This window comes from Xanthomonas sp. LF02-5 (assembly GCF_034105325.1).
In the GTDB taxonomy this organism is placed as follows: Bacteria; Pseudomonadota; Gammaproteobacteria; order Xanthomonadales; family Xanthomonadaceae; genus Xanthomonas_A; species Xanthomonas_A sontii.
This window is the reverse complement of the sequence record NZ_JAXGGF010000019.1, coordinates 1-1,013: the sequence shown is the minus strand read 5'-3', so window position 1 is coordinate 1,013 and position 1,013 is coordinate 1. Positions and strand designations below refer to the sequence as shown.

The 1,013-nt window shown below is 63.0% G+C and carries 1 pseudogene; it reads right to left on the bottom strand.

The features are described 5' to 3' along the window. Positions 1-135: pseudogene (locus tag SLW52_RS21045) on the bottom strand (flagellin); the annotation flags it as partial. Positions 136-1,013 lie beyond the last annotated feature (878 nt).

Sequence of the window (1,013 nt, the reverse complement as noted above, 5' to 3'; positions counted from 1 at the left end):
TGCGTCGTCCTTGGCGCTGTTGATGCGCAGGCCCGAGGACAGGCGCTGGATCGTCGTCGCCAGGCTGGCGCTGGTGGTGTTGAGGTTCCGCTGAGCGTTCAGCGACATTACGTTGGTATTGATGACCTGTGCCATTTTGATATCTCCTCTAAGCGATTTGTCCGGCAACCCATTGGTGCCTGGAGCCTCCGCAGGGGGCCATCAATTGGCCAGTGCCGCTGCTGGTATAAGTAACGGCAGTCGGTGCGCAACCTTTAGGGATTTACTGCCGAAAATTTGGCGTTTCGGCGATTTGCGTGACACCAGAAACGCGGCGAAAGGCTTGTTTCGGCCGCGCTTCGTCAAACTTTAGGCGTCTTGCACAAGTCGGGGAAAGAGCGGCCTGGATCGCGCCGAGGGCGATGCGCGCGATGTTCTCGATCGTGTGTCGCGTCGACGACGCGAACGCTTGACCTGCCGGTACGCAGCGCATCGCGACGCGACGGCTTGGCCATCTCTCCCTCTACCTGTCTGATCGCCTTACGGCCGTCCATGGCGATGAAGTAGAAGGAGCGTCGGTTGTCCGGCGATGTAGGCAATGCCAGCGCGCTTTCAGGTCGTGCACTGCGTTGATGACGCATGACAGGCGATCTTGAAGTGCGGCCACGGTCATCGCCAACTGCTGACCGCCATCCAGCCCACTGGTCACGTGTCGCGCGACAGCGCAGGCGGTCGGTGGCCATGGCTGTCTCCCGTCGATCCCGCATAACGGGTCGCATGCACGGGATCGCCGCGAATAGCGTGGCCACGCTGTCAGCTGGCCGTCGCCCTGCCAGTCATGGCAGCGCTCGCCTTCGGCGTCGAGGACCGGCAACGCGCGGAGATGACGCTTCCTCCGGGATGCGACGGCCCGTCGCGGGAAGAGGAAACAAAAAAGGCCCCTCCTTGCGGAGGGGCCTCGGTGGCGCAATGCGGCTGGCGACGCTTAGCCCTGGAGCAGGCTCAGCACGCTCTGCGGGGCCTGCTTGGCCTGA